This is a genomic window from Neisseria bacilliformis (assembly GCF_014055025.1).
GTDB lineage: Bacteria > Pseudomonadota > Gammaproteobacteria > Burkholderiales > Neisseriaceae > Neisseria > Neisseria bacilliformis.
This window is the reverse complement of record NZ_CP059571.1, coordinates 814365-835524: the sequence shown is the minus strand read 5'-3', so window position 1 is coordinate 835524 and position 21160 is coordinate 814365. Positions and strand designations below refer to the sequence as shown.

The following is a 21160-nucleotide window of genomic DNA, read 5'->3' as shown; positions in this document are numbered from 1 at the left end:
TTGTAAAACCGCCGCCGAATCTTGCGCGGCGCGGGCGTTTTGCCGTTTAATGCGCGGCACAAACCCGATAACCGTTTTTTCTAAAACACAAGGAACACACACATGAAAAAAAACCTGCTGACAAGCGCGCTGCTGTGCCTTCTGGCCGCCTGCGGCGCGCAGGATTCCGCCGATAGTGCGGGCGCGGCGGGCGCGCGGCAACAGCGTCTGCCCGCCACCGCCGAACTCAATATCTTCAACTGGTCGGACTACGTCGATCCCGAAACCGTCGCCGCCTTTGCCCGCGCGGAAAAAATCAAAGTGCGCTACGACTACTACGACAGCAACGAAGCCCTCGAAGCCCGCCTGCTCACCGGCCATTCGGGCTACGACCTCGTCGCGCCCTCGCTCTCCAACGCCGGCCGCCAAATCCGCGCCGGCGCATACCAAAAAATCGACAAAAGCCTGATTCCGAACTATAAAAACATCGACCCCGCCCTGCTAAAACAAATGGCCGCAGTCGATCCCGGCAACCAATACGCCGTGCCCTATTTCTGGGGCATCAACACCCTCGCTATCAACACCGCCCAAGTGCAGGCCGCGCTTGGCACGGACAAACTGCCCGACAACGAATGGGATTTGGTCTTCAATCCCGAATACACCGCCAAACTCAAACACTGCGGCATCAGCTATTTCGACAGCCCCACCGAACAATACCCGCTCGCCCTGAACTACCTCGGCCTCAACCCCAACAGCGAAAACCCCGCCGACATCGAAGCGGCCAACGCGCTGATGGCCAAAGTGCGCCCCGACATCAAACGCTTCACCTCCTCCGGCTACATCGACGATCTGGCCGCAGGCAACCTCTGCGCCGCCATCGGCTACGGCGGCGACCTGAACATCGCCAAAACCCGCGCCGCCGAGGCGGGCAACGGCGTGAAACTGCGCGTGCTCGCCCCCAAAAGCGGCGTGGGGCTGTGGGTCGATTCCTTTATGATACCCATCGGTGCGGCCAACGCCGCCAACGCCCACAAATACATCAACTACGCCCTGCGCCCCGACATCGCGGCGAAAAACGGCGGCTTCGTGCGCTACGCCCCCTCCGTGCCCGCCGCCCGCCCCCTGATGGACAAAACCCTCGCCGCCGAACCCTCCGTGTTCCCCGGCCAAGACGTGCTGGAAAAAAGTTTCGTCGTCCTGCCCAAATCGCGCGACACGGTGAAACTGCAAACCCGCCTCTGGCAGCGGCTTAAAGCGGGCAGCGGCGCGTAAGGCAAAACGCAAAACACAGCATCAGGCCGTCTGAAAAACGCCGAACGCAGCTTTCAGACGGCCTCCGACCGGGGCTTTTGACATTCGGATTTTGCAGCCGATTGCCAGCAGCCCCACAACCCGACAGCAAGGAGCAAAACATGACCGGCAGACTCAACGGCAAAACCATCCTCATCACCGGCGCATCACAAGGCATCGGCGCGGCCGCCGCCCGCCACTGCGCCGCCGAAGGCGCAACCGTCATCCTCGTCGCCCGCCGCCAAAAGCGCATGGAAAAAGTGTACGACGAAATCACCGCCGCCGGCTCGCCCGAACCCTACGCCGTCTGCTTCGACCTGCTCACCGCCGAAGAAAACGAATTCGGCCAGCTCGCCGCCACCATCGCCGAAGCCACCGGCGGCCGCCTCGACGGCATCGTCCACAGCGCAAACTGCTTCACCGCCCTCACCCCGCTCGACTGCCAAACCGTTGCCGCCTGGGTGAAACAGTACCGCATCAACACCGTCGGCGCGATGGGGCTGACCCGCGCCTTCCTGCCCATGCTGATGCAGTCGGAAGATGCCTCCATCATCTTCGTCGGCGAAAGCCACGCCGCCAAACCGCAGGCTTATTGGGGGGGCTTCGGCGCATCCAAAGCCGCCCTCGCCTACTTCGCCGGCAGCATCGCCGACGAATGGAGCCGCTTCGAGCACCTGCGCGCCAACCTCCTCATCCCCGGCGCGGTCAACTCCCCCCAGCGCGAACAAACCCACCCGGGCGAGTCCAAAAGTGAACGCCGCGACATCGACGAAATCATGCCCGACTTCATCTACTGGCTCAGCCGTGAAAGCCGGGGGCGCAACGGCGAAACCGTTTACCTGTAACGTAAATAAACGCCAAGAGGCCGTCTGAAAAAACCTGTTTTGCGGTTTTTTCAGACGGCCTCTGCTATTGAAGTAGGGTGTGTGGCACAAGCCACGCACGCGGTTTCGGTTTTTTGGGGAAAGCGCGGATGTCTTGCGCGGCATAGAACGCGTGCGTCGCCTCGGGGCGACACACCCTACCTTTGCTTCGGCACGGGTGAAACAGGAAACAGGCCGTCTGAAACCGTGTTTCCACGTTTTCAGACGGCCTTTTGCGTTGTTGCAGCAGATTTGAAAACCGCTTAGGCAAACTGGCGCACGAAACGTTCCAAATCAAATTTGGCTCTCGACTCTTCCAAGCCGATCGGCAGGGGGAGTTTGGTCAGGCCGTTTTCCCCCGCAGGCAGGGCGTAGCGGTGAAAACCCACGGATGTGGTGGGCAGGGCTTCCAGTTCGAGGTTGACAATCTGCTGCGGGTGTTCGTTGGCGAAGCGGTACAGTTTGTCGTGGACGGTGCTGGCGGTTTTACGCATTTTCTGTTTGGTTTCGGCCAGTTTTTCGGCGTTTTTTTCGTTTCTTTTAAACAGCTTGTCGAAAAAGGACGGATGTTCTTTGATTTTGGCGGCGGTTTCTTCCGCCTGCCGCCCCAGCCGGCGGTATTCGGGCAGGCTTTCCGCGCCCAATTCTTTAAACTCGGCGGCCACTTGTTCCGCCCGCAGGCAGGCGGATTGCCATTCGTCGTCGTCCATGCGCATGAACACATCTTCGCGTCGTTTTTCCAAAAAGGCGGCATAGGCCACCAGCCCGCCGAGGAATATTTCGGCGGCCTCGCTGCCGCGCACGGCGGGAAGGGTTTGGAAGTCTTTGAATACGCTGATGATGCTGCCGAAGAGCTGGCGCATGCCGACTTGCAGATAGTTGAGTTCGTCCTGATTGGCGGCGCGGCGGACGATGGCTTTGAACGGCTGGAAAATGTTTTCCTCCATCAGGCTTTCGTATTCCTGCAAGCGGGCGGCGATGGCTTTTTCCAATGCCATATTGGCATCAAGCGGCTGGAACAGCAGCGGAAACAATTGGTCTTCGTGGTATTTTTCCAAATTTTCCATCAAATCGATGATGACGCGGCTGACCGTGCCTTCGATGGTGATGATGGCGGCAACCTGTTGTTTGAAGCGGGTTTGAATGCCCTCGTCGCCGTTAGCCAGCAGCGCGGTATTGACGGCGGTGCCGTTAAGCAGAAACTGGTCTTCGGAATAGAGTGCGTCTTCCTGTAAAAAGCGGCGCAGATTGAACGGGTTGAGCCCGCTTTCCACAGTGGGCGCGATGGCAAACAGGTATTTGGAGGCGCGGACGATTTCCAGCTGGCGCACCCGTTGCTCTTCACGCAGGAAGGTGTTGAGCAGCGGATGCGGCATTTCGGCCAACTGGCGGTTGCGCAGGGTGCGGAACAGGTGGCCGAGCAGGCGTTGTTTCAGGAAAACTTCGTTAATAAAGGTTTTGATGACGGGAAAGTTGAGATTGCGGCGGTTTTCGGGAATGACCCAGTCGGTTTTGTCGCGGATGACGGCGGCGGCGGCGCAGATGAAATTGCTGTACAGCCGCTGCTTCGCCCGCTGCCAGTCGGGCTTGTTATCGGTTTGCACGGCCTGGATTTTATCGAGCGCGTTTTCCAGCAGCTCGGCAATTTTTCCCGCGTCTTCCAACTCTTTGAGCGTAAACAGGATGTCTTGCAAAAAACGCAGCAGTGCGGCCAAATGCTGCGGCATGCTCTGTATTCCATCGGTAAGGCCGCCCGATGCTTCGGCGGGACGGTAAACAAATTTTCCAGAAGTTTCATCCCAAAAGATTTCTTTCGGCGCAAGAAGCTGCGCGGTAACTTGGGCGCGCTCCTCGGACGTGAGCGCGGCGAAAACCGCCGCCAGCTGATCCTGCCAGAAAATATCAAGGCGCGGCTCGATTTGGTTGATTTCACTGCGTACGGGATAGGAGATCAGATTGGTTTGCTTAGCGGCGGTTTGCTTGTCCACTTTAGTTTTCCTTGTTGGTTTTTTGCTGACGCGATAATAACAGCTCGGAATATTAAAATAAACAATTAGCCTTCCGTTAAACATATAATAATTAATATATTATGAAATAGGCGTACCATAGCGAACGCCTGTCAAAAGGCCGTCTGAAAAATGATTTTGGCTGCGCCGAAGCTGCGCTTTCAGACGGCCTCCATCGTTTTCAGACGGCCCGGGGTTTGTTGGCATTCAACTTTTGCAGCGGATTTTGCGTCATCAAACGGCAGATGCAAGGCGGGAATACTCGCCTATGCCGTCCATAGGCGAGGATTTGCAACGCGGCAGATACCGTTTTAGGGCGTACAAGCCGCCAACACGTTGATTGCCAACAGACCCTACCCCTCCGCCAAATCCCTCGCCAACTGCACCGCCTCCTGCAACCGCTCCACCCCGAAAATCTCCAAATTCGGAAACTCTTTTTTATTGCGCGGCAGGTTGGCTTTCGGCACGATGGCGCGTTTGAAGCCCAGTTTTTCCGCTTCTTTCAGCCGTTCCTGCCCACGTGCCACGGGGCGCACTTCGCCGCTGAGACCAATCTCGCCGAAAGCGACCATTTTTTCAGGCAGCGGTTTGTTGCGGAAACTGGACAGCATCGCCAGTATCACCGCCAAGTCCGCCGCAGGCTCGCCGATTTTCACGCCGCCCACCGCGTTGAGGAACACGTCTTGGTCAAAGCAGGCGATGCCCGCGTGGCGGTTGAGCACCGCCAGCAGCATGGCGAGGCGGTTTTGCTCCAAGCCCACGGTGAGGCGTTTGGGCGTGAAGCCGTGCGCGTCGTCCACAAGGGATTGAATTTCCACCAAAAGTGGGCGGCTACCCTCCTGCGTTACCAGCACGCACGAGCCTGCCACGTCGTCGCGGTAGCTCGCTAGAAAAATGGCGGACGGGTTGGACACGCCTTTCAAGCCCGTTTCGGTCATGGCGAACACGCCCAGCTCGTTTGCCGCGCCGAAGCGGTTTTTGATGGCACGTATCATGCGGTAGTTGGAATGCTGGTCGCCCTCAAAATACAGTACGGTGTCCACCATGTGTTCCAGCACGCGCGGGCCGGCGATGGCGCCGTCTTTGGTAACGTGTCCGACGAAAATCATAGCGATGCCCATCTGTTTGGCGATGCGGGTGAACTGCGCGGCGCACTCGCGCACCTGCGACACGCTGCCGGGCGCGGAGGTGATTTGGTCGGAATACATGGTTTGAATGGAGTCGATGACCACCACGCTCGGCACGTGCTGCTTTAAGGCAGCCTGAACCGCCTCCAAACGGATTTCCGCCAGCAGGTTCACGCCCTCGGCGTTCAGCCCCAGCCGCTGCGCGCGCAGGGCGACCTGCTGCGCCGATTCCTCGCCCGACACATACAGCACTTTGCGTTTTTTCGCCATCAAAGCAATGGTTTGCAACAGCAGCGTGGACTTGCCGATGCCGGGGTCGCCGCCCAGCAGAATGACCGCGCCGTCCACCAGCCCGCCGCCGAGCACTCGGTCCAGCTCGCCCATGCCCGTTGCCTCGCGCGGCACTTCCACGGCGGTTACCTGCGACAATTCCTGCACCTGCGTGCGCTCCGCCGCCCACGATTGGAAACGGGCGTTTTTCGGCTCGGGCGCGGCGATGTCTTCTTGCAGGGTATTCCATTCGCCGCAATGCGGGCATTTGCCCTGCCATTTGGGTACGGTGCCGCCGCATTCGGTGCAGCGGTAAAGGGTTTTGGGGGCTTTTGCCATGTTGATTGTTCCTTGTGTGGTGGGGTTTTCAGACTGCTTTTTGGGGGTGGGAGCAGCCTGAAACAGGCGGGACGGATTTTAAAGCAATGCAGGACGGGTCTCGACCCGTCGTGTTGTGATTGGCATCGGTTATGGTGGGTCAAGACCCACCCTACGCTTTCAGGCTGCTTTGAGGCCGTCTGAAAGTGCGTTTACGGGCTTCTGCGAAGCTAAAAGCAGCCTGAAAGCTATTTCTGTACAAACGTCTGCCCGATAATGTATTCAAACCCGATAATGTGTTGAAACATATTGTCCTGCTGCGCCGCATGGTCGGCAAAAACCAAGCGGCTGCCTTGCTGTTCGGCGGTGATTTTGCAATCCAGGCTGCTGATATGCCATTGCCTGCCCGTCCGTTCCCAATGCCACAGGCGGCTGCCGCGCCGGTCAGATTCTTGGTAAAGCAGCACCGCATCGCCGTTGCGGTAGAAAGACAGGCAGTAATGTGTACCGCCATCATCGCGCACAAACTGCGCCACGCATCGGAAAGACGAATGCTGCCATGCGTCGTCCAAGTGCGCCCAAACCATTGCGGGCAGCAGCCAGATGCCGATGTCCAGCAAGGCTGCGGCATACCAATAATCGGAAATATCGTGCTGCTTCTGGATGCCGCTTATGCCGGCGCACCATAAAAGCGCGCCGAAGAATGGGGCGAACGAAGTGCCTTTGCCGCGCCGCAAAGCCAGCAGGATATAAAAATTGGCCAGAATAAACAGTGCACCCGTCAGGCACATCAGGGCGGAGAGAAGTTGGGGCGACATGGGGGGTTTCCTTGCCGGGTTGGTTTTCAGCTTAGCAGAAGTGCGCAAACTCGCTTTCAGGCTGCCTGTTTTGGACGGATTTTAAGGCAATGTGCGGCGTGTCTCGACCCGCCGCGTTGTGATTGGCATCTTTCAGGCTGCTTTGAGGCCGTCTGAAAAGCAGCCTGAAAGGACAGAAAACCGTTTCAGGCTGCCCAATCACCACCCATGTTCAGGCCGTCTGAAATCCGCCTTATCGCACCGCCCGCTGTACCCCGACAATCGAAGCCAGAGCCAGCGCGAAGCCTGCCAGCGATTTCGCGTCCATGCCCTGATTGAGAAACAGCCAGCCCAGCACGAATGCGCACACGGGGCTTAACAAGCCCAGCGAGGAAACCACGGCGGGCGGCAGTTTGGCGATGCCTCGGAAAAACAGCGCGTAAGACAACACCGCGCCAAACAGGCAGAGATAGAGATAACCGCCGATATTCGCCGCCGTGAGCGTGTCAGGCGGGGTTTCCAGCATGAGGGCGGCGGGCAGCAGGATCAAGCCGCCGAACAGCAGTTGCCAGCCTGTAAACGCCAATGGTGGAAGAGAAAACCGCCAGTGTTTCGACAGATACACGCCAAACGCCATCGAAGCCGCGCCCAGCAGTGCGGCGGCGATACCCCAGCCGTCAAACCGCGCCTGCGGAGACAGCACCAACAGCGCGATGCCCGCTACGCCCGCCGCCGCCCATGCCCATGCGGCTTTGGGCGGCATGGTTTTGCCGATGAGCGCGGTCAGTACCAAAATCATCAGCGTCTGCGTGGAACTCAGCACCGCCGCCAATCCGCCGGGCAGGCGGTAGGCGGCCACAAACAGCATGGCCTGAAACAGCCCGATATTGAGCACACCGAGCAGAAACAGCCGCGCCCATTCGCCCCGCGCGGGCAGGCGGCGGGTGTAAGCCAGCAGCAGCACACCTGCGGGCAAAACGCGCAGCAGCGCGGCGGTAAACGGGCGGTTCGGCGGCAGAAATTCGGTGGTAACGAGATAAGTGCTGCCCCAAATCAGCGGGGCGGGCGCGGTGAAGAGCAGGTCGCGGGTGCGGAGGTTTGGCATGATCGGATTCCTTGATGCGGTTTCGGCGTTATTTTGATAATTTCAGACGGCCTTTTCGGTTTCAGGCTGTCTGTAAAAGGCCGTCTGAAAGCGGGTTTACTCAACCCATTCAATCATTTCTTCCGCAGACAGGCGGGTTTTGCCGCGCGGTTCGTCGGCGCGGTAGCCGAATGCAGCCATGACCGCAACTTGAAATTCGTCGGGATTCATCAGCCCTTTTTCCGCCAGCAGGCGGTTGGCCGCCGCCATATCAAAGCCTTCCATCGGCGTGGAATCGATGCCGATGAGCGTGGCGGCGGTCATCATATTCGCCAGCGCGATGTAGGTTTGTTTTGCCGCCCAATCGTCAAACGCACGCGGGCTTTCGTTGAGCCTGAAATCGTGTTCGGCAAAATTTTGGAAAAACGCCTCGCACATTTCAACGGCTTCGGCAGGCATTCCCTGCACCGCGCCCCACATTCTGCTGCGGTAGTCCGCCTGCAAAGCCGCCTGTTTGCGCGAGAGCAGAATCACAAAATGGCTGCATGCGTCGAGTTTTTCCGCCGCGCCCGACGCGATGCCGCGCAGTTCTTTGCGCAGCGCGGGGTTTTGAATCACAAGGAAACGCCAGGGTTCCAGCCCGAACGAGCTGGGTGAAAGCCGCGCGGTTTCCAGAATGAAATCAAAATCAGCGCGGCTGATTTTTTTGGACGGGTCGTATTTTTTGCAGGCATGGCGCAAATGAAAAGCGTCGAGAACGGTTTGTTTGTCAGCAAGCATGGGAAACTCCAATGATTTATCTTGAATGCGAGACAAATCATAATTGCAGGTTATCTCGTCGTCAAGATAAAATAACGCGGCAAATGTTTGGAGAACATAAATATGGACACACCGCACACCGACACAATCGACACCATCGTCGCCCAATGGCAGGCAGAACTGCCTGATTTGGAATCGGAAAACATGGCTTTAATCGGTCGGCTGAAACGCTGCGCTGCGCTGGTTTCGCGCGAGTTGGACAGCGTATTCGCCGCGCACGGGCTGGGCGGCGGCGGCTTTGACGTACTCACCACCCTGCGCCGCAGCGGCGCACCCTACACGCTCACGCCCACCGAACTGTACTGTGCGCTGATGGTCAGCTCGGGCACCATGACCACGCGCCTGAAAAACTTGGAAACACAAGGATTTATCGAACGCCTGCCCAACCCGCAGGACGCACGCAGTATGCTGGTGCGCCTCACCGAAAACGGCAAAACCCTGATTGAAACCGCCGTCGTCCCGCACGTTGAAAACGAAAAACGCCTGCTGGCAAAACTCGACCCCGACACGCGGCAACAGCTTGAAAACGGGCTGAAAGCGTGGCTGGGGGCGTTGGAAGAATCAAACGCAAAAGCAGCCTGAAAACCGCCGCAACGGCTTTTCAGGCTGCTTTGAGGCCGTCTGAAAAACAGGTTTCCGCACCCACCGCGAGCGTGCCTGCGAACCGTTGCCGCAGGCCGGGCATTTATGCCCGACGTTTTTCTGTGGCCGGTGGTTTGTCGGGCATAAATGCCCGACCTACATGCTTGTGTTTCCCTGCCACCGTCATTCCCGCGCAGGCGGGAATCTGGTTTGATGCTCGGTAAGGTTTGGAAAAACAACAGATTGCCGCAGCCAGCCAAGATTCCCGCCTGCGCGGAAATGACGGATTTTAAAGCCTTTGTAGGGTGGGTCTCGACCCACCATTCCGATGACAACGCGGTGGGTCGAGACCCCTACAATCTGCCCCGCCTATTTTGGATGCGCGGGCGCATGGCTGCCGCCTGTTCCGGTCATAATCGTGCCTTTGAAGTCCAGCGGCACGACGACCACATTGCCTTTTTCGCCCATTTTAATCAGGGCTTCCAGCGTTTTTTCGGCGAGGATTTTGTCGTCCAGCGACTGCGAGCGCACGCGGTTTTCTTCGGCTTCGGTTTTGGCGATTTCCAGCTTGTTGATGGCAACCTGTTTGCGGTTTTCCGAGTCGGCAATCATGCGGATGGATTCTTGGATTTTTTCGTCGGGCAGCAGGTTGGAGATGGTTACGCGGCTGACGGTGAAGGTGTCGGGGTCGTTGGCGTCCAGGTCCTTTTGCAGGTTGGTGCGGATGATGTTTTCCAGCTCGTTGCGCTTGGCGTTGATGGCGAGGGCTTCAAAGCGGGAGACGGCGTCGGCGGACACGGATTTTGCCTGTTTTTCCACCAACATGTAGGCGGGGATGTAGATGCCGCTGTTTTGCTCGTAGCCGTTCATATTGGAATATTTGGCGGCAATCATCGGCGTTTTCATGGGGTTGACGGAGTATTGGATTTCAAAATCCAAGTCGCGCAGGGAGATGTTTTCTTTGGTGGTGGGGCGCAAATCTTGCAGCTGCACGGGGATTTCTTTGACGGTGTATTTGTCGATGCGGCTGGTGAAGGTGGTGTGCCAGCCGACGGCGGCGGGCTGGTCGGCGATTTTGCCGTTGAAGGTGCGCACCACGCCGATTTGACCGGTGTCGATGCGGGTGAAGGGGTGGAACAGGGCGAGCAGCAGCAGGGCGGCAAGGGCTGCTGCACCGAGCCAGAAGGCTTTGCGGGATTTGACGGCGGGCGCGTTCGGCGTAGGGTTGGGGGCGGGGGTTTTCATGGTGTTTTCCTGCGGACGGTTTTCAGACGGCCTAATTGTAAGGGTAAGGCCGTCTGAAAGCGAGTTTGCGGGCTTCTGCGACGCGAAAAGCATACCGGACGCAAGGATGGGGCAAGCTGAAACCTTTGCAAACCTTCGTGTTCCCCAAGCACCGTCATTCCCGCGCAGGCGGGAATCTGGTTTGACGCTAGGCAATGTTTGGAAAAACAACAGATTGCCGACCTCCGCCAAGATTCCCGCCTGCGCGGGAATGACGGGTTTTAAAGCAATGTAGGGTGGATCTCGACCCACCATATTTCGATCGGCACCGGTTATGGTGGGTCGAGACCCACCCTACGGGTTTTCAGACGGCCTCCGCCTTCAACCACTCAATCAACGCCTCCGCCGCCTGTGTTTTGTGGCGGTTGGGCAGGTAGTACAAGGCCATCGGCGGATAGACGGCGCGGGCGTTGGAGAATATTTCCACCAGTGCGCCCGAAGCCAGTTCGTCGGCGACGGCATAATGCGGCAGCCAGGTCAGCCCCAAGCCGTCGAGGGCGGCGGTTTTGATGAGGGCGGTGCTGTTGAAGGTGAGGCTGGCGGGCACACGCACGCGGTGGATTTGCCCGTTTTGGAAAAACTCCCAGTCGTCCAAGCGGTTAAAGGCGTTGAACGCGGGCACGATGCAGCGGTGTTGCACCAGTTCGGACGGCGTTTCAGGCTGCCCGTGGCGGGTGAGATAGTCGGGCGCGGCAACGACGCACATCGCCCGTTCGCCCGAAATCGGCACGGCGACCATGTCCTGCGCCACGTCGCCCAGCGACCGCACGCCGAAATCAAAGCCCTGCGCCACAATGTCCGACCAACTGTTGCTGATCAAAATCTCTACGTCCACCTCGGGAAACTGCGCCAAAAACGACCGCACTTTCGGGTAAATCAGGCAATAGGCGGGGTTTTCGGCGGCGTTAATCCGCAGCCTGCCCGACACTTTGCCGCGCAAATCGCCCAACGCCGCCAGCTCCTCCTGAATGCCGCCGAACATCGGCGCAATCCGCTCATACAGCCGCTGCCCCGCCTCCGTAGGCGACATGGAACGGGTGGTGCGGTTTAACAGCTTGGTGTTTAAGCGGTTTTCCAAGTCGTTCATGCGGTGGCTGAGTGCCGATGGCTGCACCCCGAGCGACTGCGCCGCACGGCTGAAATTGCCGAGTTTGACGACTTGGGTGAAGGCGTAGAGGTCGTTGAAATTGCGGTTTTGGGGCATGTTGTTCTCTATCAGTCAAATATCGGCCAAACAGTTTTTCAGGCTGCCTTTTATGCCAGCAAGCCATTGTTTTCCTGCCAAATCTGATTAAGCCGGCTTTGGATTAGGGTGATGGTGCTGCTTTTTACGCCGAGTTCTTTAGCGATGCCGGCAAAGCCGGCGAGGCTGTCGGCGGTTTGTTGCAGGACGGTTTTGACTTCCGCCCAGTTGTCGAAGCCTGCCCGTTTGGCGAGTTTTTCGATGGCGGCTTTGGGCGGACGTTTGCCGTGGCCGCCGAATGCGGTGGTGTGTTCGCCGAAGCGGCTCGGGTTGAATGTGATGTCGTATAGCGGACTGGGCGACCAGTCGCCGTTGTCGGCTTGGATAAAGGCGAAGTTTTTGGCGTGGTCGTCTTGGTTGAGGGCGAACAGGTTGAACGCCGCTCGGGCAAATTGCAGGCGTGCGGCGGCGGCGGAGCGGCAGAGCAGTTTGGCGGCTTTGATCAGGTCGTCGTAATCCAAGCTCGGCAGGCGGAAATCTGCGCCGAGCAGGCCGCTTGCGCTGTGGACGTGCTGCCGTCCGTCTGTGCCGCTGCGCCAGTCAAACCGTTTTACCCCCAGCCATTTGCGCCCTTGCGGTGCGTCAAACAACGCCCATTCCACGGGTTGCAAGCCCGCCCGTTGCGCCATGGTCAGATAGGCGGCCTCGCACAGGCTTTCTTCCAAACCGAGCGGCAGGTTGGCAGACGTGAATTTGACAATCCAAGCCTCATCGCCTGCTTGCGCCGTGGTGCGGCAAGTTTGGCGGTCGGCTGACATAAAAATCTGCGCTTTCGGCCGTGCGCCGCCCGAACTGCCTGCCGCCAACAGGGCTTGCAACACCTCTTCGGTCTGGCCGTCAAACACCGCCTGCGCCTGCTCACCCAGCTCGTGCAAACTGATGTTTTCGCCGCTTGAAACCTCGTCAAACGCAGGCTGGTACGAGAGCGCACCAATGCCTCGATTGCCCACAAAAGCGAGCCTGTCCATGGCGCTGATTTGCTGCGGCAACCAGCCCAGTTGGCGGAAATAGCGGTCTTGCAGCAGCAAGCCCCAGCCGTCGGGCAGGCTGTCGGCAAACACGCCGTGCAGGCCGTAGTGCGGCTGCGGCGGGGCGGCTTGCAAACGGGTGTCGGCTTTGAGCGCAAAGGGCGAAAGATTGCCGAACTGCGCCAAATAATCGGCTTCATAGGCGAAATACACGCCTGATTTGTCCTGCGCCAGCGTGCCGACGGCCACTTGTAGGCCGTCTGAAAGCGTACGGAACACATCCAGCCGTCGGGTGGGATTAAAGCGCATTGTTCAATACCTCGCTGATGGTGGCGGGGCGGGCGGTGTCGGCGGTTTGGGCGAGGGCGGCGAGGCGGTTTAGGTCGTCCAACGCCAGCCACAGCCGCAAAAACTGCCGCAGCGACATCTGCCCTGTGGTTTCAAAATGTTTGATGGTCGCCGCCGGTACGCCGCTGCGCTCGGCTAATGCCTGACGGGAGAGCTTCGCCAGCTTGCGGCGGCGTTTCAAATACTCGCACAGCATTTGCTGCACGTCTTGTTCGTCGAGTAATTGCATGGATTCAAATAGATAAAATAATGGCTATTTTAGCAAAAATATGGATATTTTGGATATGGTTTTATCTTTTTTGTTGTTTTGAAAATTGGGAAGAGTGCAGTCGGTTTTGAACCGGTTTTCAGGCTGCCTGAACCGCCCATCTGTGAATTTACCTCACAACGGCATTTGCAAATCCGCCACTTATCAACGGTAATCCGCTGCTTATAATGGTGTTTATGATTTTATTTGCCTGAAACAGAAGAAGCCGATGAAAAAAATCTTCCGAGTACCAACCGCACTTTGCACCGCCTTTGCCGCCGCGCAAACCCTTGCCGCGCCGACCGCCGTTACACAGCAAGAGGCGCAAACCTTCCAGTCCGCCGACCCAGCCCATTTCAGCGCAGGCGCCGAGTTCGCCCGCTTGCCACAAATGCCGAGCCACGGCGATGTGAACGCCGCCATCGTGCGCTTCACGCCCAACGCCGTAACCGACTGGCACAGCCACGCGCAGGGGCAATATCTGATTGTTACCGAGGGCACGGGGCGTTTCCAAGAATGGGGCAAACCCGTGCAGACAATCAAGAAAGGCGACGTGGTGTAGATTGCGCCGAACGTCAAACACTGGCACGGCGCAGGCGAGTTCACGGCAATGGCGCACATCGCCTTAAGCCCAGCTCAAGACAACGCCGTTACTTGGCTGGAAAAAGTGGATTTACCGCAAACCGCCAAGCCCGTCGCCCGAATCAAAGGCAGCCTGAAACCTGCCCACTCGCCCTCATTCCGCTTGCCTACGCCGTGGCAACGGGCGACACCACCCAGCTTGACACCGCCGTCGATCAAGGCTTGGCTGCAGGTTTGACCATCTCCGAGCTGACCGAAGCCATCTCGCACCAGTTCGCCTACATCGGCGCACCCAAAACCCTCAACGGCGTCGCCGCCCTGCAAAAACGCTTGGAAGTCAGAAAAGCCCAAGGCATCAGCGACCCGCAAGGCAAGAGTGCCACCGACTTGGGCAACGCCGACTACTACGCCCTCGGCACGCAAACCCTCGCCGAGTTGTCGCAAGCCCCGACCAGCCGCCCGATTTTCGACTTCGCCCCTGCGCTCGATTACGCCATCAAAGCCCAATTGTTCGGCTACCAGTTTTCACGCGACAACTTGGGCGCACCCGAACGCGAACTCGTTACCCTCGCCAGCCTCGCTGCGCAAGGCAAAGCCGTCAACAGCCAACTGCGCTCGCACCTGCGTGTGCTGAAAAACCTCGGCGCAGGCGATGAACAACTGGCGCAGATTTTGGCGGCGTTGGAGAAAGCGGCAGGAAAAGCGGTTGCCGAAAACGTGCGGACGGTTTAGAGGGAAGTGCAGCGGTAAAGTGCGGTGCGTTTTTGGAAAATTTTGAGGCAGCCTGAAAGTAAAAATGCCGCCTGAAAGCAGCTTTGCTTTTCAGACGGTATTTTATGATAATTTAAGATTAAATCTTAAACTAACCTTGATTTTTTCGTACTTTAATGCAATGATTGACGATAATTTAAGATTAAATCGTGACCTAAAAATGACTGTCCATTATCCCCGCCATCTCAATCAGACCCTGCAAAGAATTGCCGCGCAATTTCCTGCGGTGTTGGTAACCGGCCCGCGCCAAGTGGGCAAATCCACACTGTTGCAGGATTTCGGCAAAGCGGATTACCGCTATGTCAGCTTTGACGACCCGCTTCAACTCAATTTGGCCAAACAGGACGGTACGCTGTTTTTCCTCAACCACAGCGGCAGGCTGGTTTTGGACGAAGTGCAATATGCGCCGGAGCTGTTTCCCTTGCTCAAACTGCATATCGACCGTGAAAAGCAAAACGGGCAGTATTTATTGTCTGGCTCGCAAGCCTTTGAACTGATGAGGAATGTAAACGAAAGTCTGGCGGGGCGGATTGCCGTGTTGAAATTGCAGGGTTTGTCGCTGCGTGAAATCACGCAAAATGCGTTTTACCGCCCGTTTGTGCCGGATGCCGGTTACCTTGCCGAGCGGCAGCGCAATCTGCCCGATTGGCAGGGCTTGGATTTGTGGACGCTGATTCATCGTGGCTATATGCCCCGTTTGTACGAGCAACCCACCGACTGGCAGGTTTATTATGCGTCCTACGTGGCCACTTATATCGAGCGTGATGTGCGCCAACTGATTGCGCTGAACAATCCCAACGATTTCACCACCTTTATGGTGGCGGTGGCCAGCCGCAGCGGCGAGCTGCTCAATTACAGCAATATCGCCAACGAAGTCGGCGTGTCGGTGGATACGGTCAAACGCTGGCTGGCGGTATTGCAGACCTCGGGGATTGTTTACCTGTTGCAGCCTTACAGCAGCAACCGTCTGAAACGGGCGGTGAAAACGCCGAAACTGTATTTTTCCGATACGGGGCTAATGGCGTATTTAACCCGCTGGCTCACACCCGAAACCTTGCAGGCAGGCGCAAAAAGCGGGCAGTTTTTTGAAACCTTTGCGGTGGGCGAAATCGTCAAATCCTTTTATAACGCAGGGATGGAGCCGCCGCTTTATTACTATCGGGACAGCAATCAGAAAGAAATCGACCTGATCATCGAATACGACCGCACACTGTATCCGGTTGAAATCAAACAAACCGCCAGCCCGAACAAAAAAATGGCCGCCGCCTTCAAACTGCTGCGGGAAGCCGTGCCGGACGGGGAAATGACGGTCGCCGCAGGCGTCATCGTCAACCAATATCCCGACCAACTCTGGCTGGATCAAAACCTGCTGGCATTGCCGGTAAACTGGCTGTAATGGCCGGTTGTGCCTGATAAGGCCGAGACCTTTGCAAAATTTCTTTTCCCCCAACAGCCGAAACCCAAACACAGGTTTTCGGCTGTTTTCGCCCCAAATCACTCCTGATTTTACCCAAATACCCCCTTAATCCTCCCCGGATACCTGATAATCAGGCATCCGGGCCGCTTTTTAGGCGCAAACAGGCACACTTAGCCTGTTAGCCGCTTTCAACAGGTTTAAACACATCGCCTTCAGATGGCTTTGCGCACTCACTTTAATCAGCCCGAAATAGGCTGCCCGGGCGTAGCGGAATTTACGGTGCAGCGTACCGAAGCTCTGTTCGACCACATAACGGGTTTTCGACAAATATCGGTTACGTTTGGTTTGCGCTTCCGTCAGCGGACGGTTGCGGTGGGCTTTGCGCATAATGCCGTCCAGCAACCGATGCTCTTCCAGATGTTGCCGGTTTTCCGCACTGTCGTAGCCTTTATCGGCATAGACGGTCGTGCCTTCGGCTATCCCTTCCAGCAAAGGCGACAGATGGTTGCACTCATGGGTATTGGCGGGGGTAATGTGCAGTTTCTCGATATAGCCTTCCTCATCGGTGCGGGTATGTTGTTTGTAACCGAGTTTGTAGAGGCCGTTTTTCTTTGTCCAGCGAGCATCTTTATCTTTGCTCGGTGTGGTTTGGCTGCTGACTTGTCCTTCGTCATCGACTTCTATGGCTTGACGCTGTTTGCTGCCGGCGGTTTGAATAATGGTGGCGTCAATGACGGCGGCGGATGCTTTCTCTACTTTTAGGTTTTTTTCGGTCAGTTGGCAGTTAATCAGTTCCAGCAATTCGGACAGGGTGTCGTCTTGCGCCGCCGGTTGCGGTAGCGGCATAAGGTGCTGTCATCGGGGATGCTCAGTTCGTCAAAACGGCAAAACAGGTTGAAATCGATGCGGGTAACGAGGCTGTGTTCGAGTTCGGGATCGGAGAGGCTGTGCCATTGTTCGAGCAGGATGGCTTTGAACATGGACAGCAGGGGATAGGCGGGACGGCCGCGGTGGTCTCGAAGGTAACGGGTTCTTTGACGATTCAGGTACTGTTCGATCGGCTGCCAATCAATCACTTGATCCAACTTCAATAGTGGGAAGCGGTCGATGTGTTTGGCAATCATGGCTTGTGCGGTTTGTTGGAAGAAGGTGCTCATGAGAAATCCCCTAAATGTCTTGATGGGAATTTAGGGGATTTGGGGGGATTTTGCAAAGGTCTCATAAGTCAAAGTGAACGGGTTGTTGCGGTAGTCTGCTGCCATAGCGTTGCCTCCGAGGGTTGCGGTTAAGATTACGGTTAATAAAGTGGTTTTGAGACGTTTCATTGTAAATCCTGCCGGTTGATTGATGAAACGTATTATAGGGAGTTGGATTGGTTTGATAAGCAGGGGAAATCTGAATGCCGTTGTGAGGTAAATTCAGCAATTGGGATCAAAAAGGCCGTCTGAAAAATGATTCAGACGGCCTGAGACCTTTGCAAAATCCCCCCAAAATCCCCTAAATTCCCATCAAGACATTTAGGGGATTTCTCATGAGCACCTTCTTCCAACAAACCGCACAAGCCATGATTGCCAAACACATCGACCGCTTCCCACTATTGAAGTTGGATCAAGTGATTGATTGGCAGCCGATCGAACAGTACCTGAATCGTCAAAGAACCCGTTACCTTCGAGACCACCGCGGCCGTCCCGCCTATCCCCTGCTGTCCATGTTCAAAGCCATCCTGCTCGAACAATGGCACAGCCTCTCCGATCCCGAACTCGAACACAGCCTCGTTACCCGCATCGATTTCAACCTGTTTTGCCGTTTTGACGAACTGAGCATCCCCGATGACAGCACCTTATGCCGCTACCGCAACCGGCGGCGCAAGACGACACCCTGTCCGAATTGCTGGAACTGATTAACTGCCAACTGACCGAAAAAAACCTAAAAGTAGAGAAAGCATCCGCCGCCGTCATTGACGCCACCATTATTCAAACCGCCGGCAGCAAACAGCGTCAAGCCATAGAAGTCGATGACGAAGGACAAGTCAGCGGCCAAACCACACCGAGCAAAGATAAAGATGCTCGCTGGACAAAGAAAAACGGCCTCTACAAACTCGGTTACAAACAACATACCCGCACCGATGAGGAAGGCTATATCGAGAAACTGCACATTACCCCCGCCAATACCCATGAGTGCAACCATCTGTCGCCTTTGCTGGAAGGGATAGCCGAAGGCACGACCGTCTATGCCGATAAAGGCTACGACAGTGCGGAAAACCGGCAACATCTGGAAGAGCATCGGCTACAGGACGGCATTATGCGCAAAGCCCACCGCAACCGTCCGCTGACGGAAGCGCAAACCAAACGTAACCGGTATTTGTCGAAAACCCGTTATGTGGTCGAACAGAGCTTCGGTACGCTGCACCGTAAATTCCGCTACGCCCGGGCAGCCTATTTCGGGCTGATTAAAGTGAGTGCGCAAAGCCATCTGAAGGCGATGTGTTTAAACCTGTTGAAAGCGGCTAACAGGCTAAGTGTGCCTGTTTGCGCCTAAAAGGCGGCCCGGATGCCTGATTATGGGGTATCCGGGGAGGATTAAGGGGGTATTTGGGTAAAATCAGGAGTGATTTGGGGCGAAAACAGCCGAAAACCTGTGTTTGGGTTTCGGCTGTTGGGGGAAAGGCTTTTTTGCAAAGGTCTCGGCCTTTTGTGTTTGGGCTTGGCAACTGCGCCGCGCAGGCTGCCTTTATGTATTCTTCATGCCCTGCCCACCTGCCGCGCTGTCTGATAAAGCAGCTCCGGCGGCACGTTGTAGAGCCTGTTTTGCAAATCCCGTATGGCGTTTTCGTATTTGGCTCTGCCGCCGAACAGCGAAACAATCTTCACGGGTGTGCCGATGTGGTTGAACGGGGCGTTTTGCAGGATAGCGGTTTGTTCGAGGCTGATGCCTTCGTTCATGTATTTGTCGAGCAGTGCGGCGATGACTTCGCGGCACTCGCCTTCAAACTGCTGCAAAAAGCCGTCTTTTTGCAGGCGTTTTGCGCGTTCGGCGCGGGTCATTGGCGGGCGGTTGTAGGCAAGGTGCAAAATCAAATCAAAGGGGTCTAGGTTTTCGGCGTTGCCATGGGCTTCTTTTAACACGTCCAGCGGCAGGCCTTGCTCTTCCAGCGCGTCAAGCACGGCTTGTTTTTTGTCTGCCGCATTCCACGCCTGCAAGAAGGTATCGAGCGTGGCGTATTGGTTGAGGATATTGCGGCGGCTGTAATCGGTGAGGCTTTCGGTAACAAGGTTGCCGTCTTCGTCCAGAATTTCCACGCGCTCGTTCAAAATCACCACGTCCACGCCGCGCACGCGGATTTTTTTCTTCACTTCGCTATCAACGGGTGGCACAAAACCGCCGTCGCCGTCTTGTCCGCCGCTTTCAGGCTGCCCTGCCGCGTCGGGCACATCGTGAATCAGCGCATCACCGCTGCCCTCGCCTCCATCATCATCCACCACTGACACCGGCTCGCCGTCAAAATCGGGGTCGGCAAACAGGTTAGTTACATTGCGAAAATCCATAATGGTGAAAAACTGCTTGCCGTAGGCGTCGTTGATGCGTGTGCCGCGGCCGATGATTTGCTTGAACTCGGTCATCGATTTGATTTCGTTATCGAGCACAATCAGCTTGCAGGTTTTGCAGTCCACGCCCGTGGTCATCAGCTTGGATGTGGTAACGATGGCGGGGTATTTTTCGTTGGGGTCGATAAAATTATCCAGCTGGGCTTTGCCTTCGGCGTTGTCGCCCGTAATCCGCATAATGTATCTGTGGTTTGCCGCCACCCGTTCGCTGTTTTCCTTGATTAGGGCTTGGCGCATGCGCTCGGCGTGGTCAATGTCCACGCAGAACACGATGGTTTTGGCAAAGGGGTCGTTGTCGTTCAGCCATTGGGTAACGCGGCGGGCGACGGCTTGGATGCGCTCGTCGATAATCAGATGTTTTTCAAACTCTTCGCGTTCAAAAACCTTGTCTTCAATCAAATCGCCGTCGGTATCCGTTTTGCCTTTGGGCGGCCGCCAGCCCAGCAAATCCTTGTCCAGCCCCACGCGAATAACCTTATACGGCGCAAGAAAACCGTCTTCGATGCCCTGTTTTAAAGAATAGGTGTAAACCGGCTCGCCGAAATAGCCGATATTGCTCACTTCCGTGCTTTCTTTGGGCGTGGCGGTCAGCCCCAGATGGGTGGCAGAGCTGAAATAATCCAACACCCGCCGCCACAGCGATTCCTCGCGCGCGCTGCCGCGATGGCATTCGTCCACCACAATCAGGTCAAAAAACTCGGGCTTAAACTGGCGGAACGGCTCTTTGCCCTCTTCGCCCGCCAGTTGCTGATACAGGCTCATATAGATTTCATACGAGCTGTCGAGCGTTTTGTTTTCCACTTTGGTGATGACTTTTTCAAAGGGGCGAAAATCGTTTTGTATGGTTTGGTCTATCAGGATATTGCGGTCGGCAAGATACAAAACGCGCTTTTTCAGGCCGTTTTTCATCAGCCGCCAGATAATCTGAAACGCGGTATAGGTTTTGCCCGTGCCCGTTGCCATTACCAAAAGCACGCGGTTTTGCCCGCCGCTGACGGCTTTAACCGTGCGGTCGATGGCGATGCGTTGGTAATAGCGCGGGGCGATGGGCTTGTTGCCGTCAAAATGGTAGTCGGACAACAGCGCGTTTTGCTGGCCGTCTGAAAGCCGGGATTCGCCCGAAAAACGCGCCCACAGCTCTGCATAGCGCGGAAATTCGTTTAAAGCCAGCTCGCGGATTTTGCCCGTCAGGCGGTCGTGTTCCAAAAAGCCCCTGCCGTTGGACGTATAGACAAAGGGAATGTCCAAAATTTCGGCGTATTCCAAAGCCTGCTCCATGCCGTCGCCCAAGAGTTTGTCGCCGCGTTTGGCCTCCACAATCGCCAGCGGCGTGCGGCCGTTGGGGGCAGTCAAAATATAATCCGCCTTTTTCTGCCTGCCGCGACGGGCGGTTTTGCCGTGCACCGACACTTTGCCGGCGGTGAACAGATATTCCATAAAAATCTGATGTTTCGCCCAGCCCGCCGCTTCAATCGCGGGGGTGATGCGGCGCAGTTTGACATCTTCTTCGGTGGGCTGCGGGGCTTGGCTCATGGGCTTCTCCTGTTTTGGGGCGTTGGG

Annotated in this window: 16 protein-coding genes and 2 pseudogenes; 7 read left to right on the top strand and 11 right to left on the bottom strand. The window is 56.6% G+C overall.

From position 1 onward, the window contains the following. Positions 1 to 102: 102 nt before the first annotated feature. Both H3L91_RS04285 and H3L91_RS04280 read left to right on the top strand, forming a co-directional pair. Positions 103 to 1251: a polyamine ABC transporter substrate-binding protein gene (locus tag H3L91_RS04285; protein ID WP_007342319.1), complete on the top strand. Its 1149-nt coding sequence runs from the start codon at positions 103 to 105 to the stop codon at positions 1249 to 1251. A gap of 140 nt (positions 1252 to 1391) precedes the next feature. Next, positions 1392 to 2114 (top strand): SDR family oxidoreductase, encoded by a 723-nt coding sequence (locus tag H3L91_RS04280; protein ID WP_007342318.1) that lies wholly within the window; start codon positions 1392 to 1394, stop codon positions 2112 to 2114. Positions 2115 to 2395: 281 nt separating this feature from the next. On the opposite strand, the gene H3L91_RS04275 is transcribed toward H3L91_RS04280, so the two are convergent. The 5 genes from H3L91_RS04275 to H3L91_RS04255 form a co-directional block, all read right to left on the bottom strand. Beyond that, entirely contained in the window at positions 2396 to 4120 is a 1725-nt protein-coding gene (locus tag H3L91_RS04275) for a hypothetical protein (RefSeq protein WP_007342316.1), read from the bottom strand. Between the two features lie 371 nt (positions 4121 to 4491). Further along, the gene (gene radA, locus H3L91_RS04270; protein WP_007342314.1) at positions 4492 to 5874 is read right to left on the bottom strand and encodes a DNA repair protein RadA; all 1383 of its coding nucleotides are present in this window, start codon (positions 5872 to 5874) and stop codon (positions 4492 to 4494) included. A gap of 227 nt (positions 5875 to 6101) precedes the next feature. Then, positions 6102 to 6671 (bottom strand): hypothetical protein, encoded by a 570-nt coding sequence (locus H3L91_RS04265; RefSeq protein ID WP_007342312.1) that lies wholly within the window; start codon positions 6669 to 6671, stop codon positions 6102 to 6104. 232 nt (positions 6672 to 6903) lie between these two features. Next, complete coding sequence (locus tag H3L91_RS04260; RefSeq protein WP_007342310.1) at positions 6904 to 7755, bottom strand: EamA family transporter; 852 nt, start codon at positions 7753 to 7755, stop codon at positions 6904 to 6906. A gap of 96 nt (positions 7756 to 7851) precedes the next feature. Then, positions 7852 to 8514, bottom strand: a complete 663-nt coding sequence (locus tag H3L91_RS04255) for an NAD(P)H-dependent oxidoreductase (RefSeq protein WP_040658785.1) — start codon at positions 8512 to 8514, stop codon at positions 7852 to 7854. Positions 8515 to 8616: 102 nt separating this feature from the next. Here H3L91_RS04255 and H3L91_RS04250 point away from each other — a divergent pair, with 102 nt between their 5' ends. Further along, positions 8617 to 9135, top strand: a complete 519-nt coding sequence (locus tag H3L91_RS04250) for a MarR family winged helix-turn-helix transcriptional regulator (protein WP_007342308.1) — start codon at positions 8617 to 8619, stop codon at positions 9133 to 9135. Positions 9136 to 9504: 369 nt separating this feature from the next. Here H3L91_RS04250 and H3L91_RS04245 read toward each other — a convergent pair whose 3' ends face one another. From H3L91_RS04245 to H3L91_RS04230, 4 genes are all read right to left on the bottom strand, one after another. After that, the gene (locus tag H3L91_RS04245; RefSeq protein ID WP_040658783.1) at positions 9505 to 10380 is read right to left on the bottom strand and encodes an SPFH domain-containing protein; all 876 of its coding nucleotides are present in this window, start codon (positions 10378 to 10380) and stop codon (positions 9505 to 9507) included. A gap of 343 nt (positions 10381 to 10723) precedes the next feature. After that, on the bottom strand, positions 10724 to 11623 hold the full coding sequence (locus H3L91_RS04240; protein ID WP_007342305.1) for a LysR family transcriptional regulator: 900 nt from the start codon (positions 11621 to 11623) through the stop codon (positions 10724 to 10726). 50 nt (positions 11624 to 11673) lie between these two features. Next, entirely contained in the window at positions 11674 to 12939 is a 1266-nt protein-coding gene (locus tag H3L91_RS04235; RefSeq protein WP_007342304.1) for a type II toxin-antitoxin system HipA family toxin, read from the bottom strand. After that, a complete protein-coding gene (locus tag H3L91_RS04230; protein ID WP_007342303.1) occupies positions 12929 to 13207 on the bottom strand; it encodes a helix-turn-helix domain-containing protein in 279 nt (92 codons plus the stop codon). The genes H3L91_RS04235 and H3L91_RS04230 overlap by 11 nt, the downstream gene beginning before the upstream one ends. A gap of 247 nt (positions 13208 to 13454) precedes the next feature. On the opposite strand from H3L91_RS04230, the gene H3L91_RS04225 reads away from it, so the two are divergent. From H3L91_RS04225 to H3L91_RS04215, 3 genes are all read left to right on the top strand, one after another. Next, positions 13455 to 13787, top strand: coding sequence for a cupin domain-containing protein (locus tag H3L91_RS04225; protein ID WP_007342302.1), 333 nt, complete (start codon positions 13455 to 13457; stop codon positions 13785 to 13787). 92 nt (positions 13788 to 13879) lie between these two features. Continuing rightward, complete coding sequence (locus H3L91_RS04220) at positions 13880 to 14539, top strand: carboxymuconolactone decarboxylase family protein (protein ID WP_007342301.1); 660 nt, start codon at positions 13880 to 13882, stop codon at positions 14537 to 14539. Between the two features lie 199 nt (positions 14540 to 14738). Continuing rightward, positions 14739 to 15974, top strand: coding sequence for an ATP-binding protein (locus H3L91_RS04215; RefSeq protein ID WP_040658781.1), 1236 nt, complete (start codon positions 14739 to 14741; stop codon positions 15972 to 15974). A gap of 171 nt (positions 15975 to 16145) precedes the next feature. Here the strand turns inward: H3L91_RS04215 and H3L91_RS04210 are convergent. Then, positions 16146 to 17152 (bottom strand): annotated as a pseudogene (locus tag H3L91_RS04210) (IS5 family transposase). A gap of 374 nt (positions 17153 to 17526) precedes the next feature. Between H3L91_RS04210 and H3L91_RS04205 the strand changes: the two are divergent. Further along, positions 17527 to 18533, top strand: a pseudogene (locus H3L91_RS04205) (IS5 family transposase). A gap of 203 nt (positions 18534 to 18736) precedes the next feature. Here H3L91_RS04205 and hsdR read toward each other — a convergent pair. Next, entirely contained in the window at positions 18737 to 21133 is a 2397-nt protein-coding gene (hsdR, locus tag H3L91_RS04200; protein WP_007342298.1) for an EcoAI/FtnUII family type I restriction enzme subunit R, read from the bottom strand. Between the last annotated feature and the right edge of the window lie 27 nt (positions 21134 to 21160).

Coding starts and splice junctions, on each gene's coding strand:
- H3L91_RS04285 (WP_007342319.1), top strand. CDS start 103: ATGAAAAAAAACCTGCTGACAAGCGCGCTGCTGTGCCTTCTGGCCGCC.
- H3L91_RS04280 (WP_007342318.1), top strand. CDS start 1,392: ATGACCGGCAGACTCAACGGCAAAACCATCCTCATCACCGGCGCATCA.
- radA (WP_007342314.1), bottom strand. CDS start 5,874: ATGGCAAAAGCCCCCAAAACCCTTTACCGCTGCACCGAATGCGGCGGC.
- H3L91_RS04265 (WP_007342312.1), bottom strand. CDS start 6,671: ATGTCGCCCCAACTTCTCTCCGCCCTGATGTGCCTGACGGGTGCACTG.
- H3L91_RS04260 (WP_007342310.1), bottom strand. CDS start 7,755: ATGCCAAACCTCCGCACCCGCGACCTGCTCTTCACCGCGCCCGCCCCG.
- H3L91_RS04255 (WP_040658785.1), bottom strand. CDS start 8,514: ATGCTTGCTGACAAACAAACCGTTCTCGACGCTTTTCATTTGCGCCAT.
- H3L91_RS04250 (WP_007342308.1), top strand. CDS start 8,617: ATGGACACACCGCACACCGACACAATCGACACCATCGTCGCCCAATGG.
- H3L91_RS04245 (WP_040658783.1), bottom strand. CDS start 10,380: ATGAAAACCCCCGCCCCCAACCCTACGCCGAACGCGCCCGCCGTCAAA.
- H3L91_RS04240 (WP_007342305.1), bottom strand. CDS start 11,623: ATGCCCCAAAACCGCAATTTCAACGACCTCTACGCCTTCACCCAAGTC.
- H3L91_RS04235 (WP_007342304.1), bottom strand. CDS start 12,939: ATGCGCTTTAATCCCACCCGACGGCTGGATGTGTTCCGTACGCTTTCA.
- H3L91_RS04230 (WP_007342303.1), bottom strand. CDS start 13,207: ATGCAATTACTCGACGAACAAGACGTGCAGCAAATGCTGTGCGAGTAT.
- H3L91_RS04225 (WP_007342302.1), top strand. CDS start 13,455: ATGAAAAAAATCTTCCGAGTACCAACCGCACTTTGCACCGCCTTTGCC.
- H3L91_RS04215 (WP_040658781.1), top strand. CDS start 14,739: ATGACTGTCCATTATCCCCGCCATCTCAATCAGACCCTGCAAAGAATT.
- hsdR (WP_007342298.1), bottom strand. CDS start 21,133: ATGAGCCAAGCCCCGCAGCCCACCGAAGAAGATGTCAAACTGCGCCGC.